The organism is Glycomyces halotolerans, assembly GCF_054779575.1.
The window spans coordinates 1-531 of sequence record NZ_BAAGXZ010000080.1 but is presented as its reverse complement, the minus strand read 5'-3'; the positions used below and the strand labels follow the sequence as shown (position 1 = coordinate 531).

Here is a 531-nt window from a genome sequence, read left to right as displayed (position 1 = left end):
ATGACGGTCGCACATACAGGGACACTAGGTGAAATTATTGCTGTGCTACTGCCATGTCCATGGACATACGTTGAAATTGGCGAGCGTATTGCAGGCGAAGTGAACTTAACACCGGATCACCCTTTTTACGAATGGATTTCCTTTTATACCAATGGAGAAATGAAAGAAACGACAAAATGGTTTTGTGACAAATTAGATGAGTTAGCAGAAAAAGCTTCAGCTGAGGAACGTAGACGTATGAAAGAGCATTTTATCAAAAGTTGCGAACTTGAGTATCTATTTTGGGACATGGCCTACAAACAAGAGCAATGGCCTCTATCTCAAACCATCGTGCACTCATAACAAACAGAGGCTGGGACATAAGTAATTCAGCCAATGATAAACCTGAACGATTGAGAGTTTATAACTTTTAATCGTTCAGGTTTTTTGGTTGATTGTGAAAACAATGTTGGAAACAGGGTGGAATGGAGCGTAGGACACTCGACTCCTGCGGGAAAGAGAGGGAAAACTGAGATCCCGCAGCGCAGCGAG

The 531-nt window shown here is 42.6% G+C and carries 1 protein-coding gene; it reads left to right on the top strand.

What is annotated here, in order from left to right:
* Positions 1 to 342, top strand: a 342-nt coding sequence (locus tag ACYVL2_RS20120; RefSeq protein ID WP_460546579.1) for a thiaminase II/PqqC family protein, incomplete at its 5' end; no start/stop codon positions are given.
* Positions 343 to 531 lie beyond the last annotated feature (189 nt).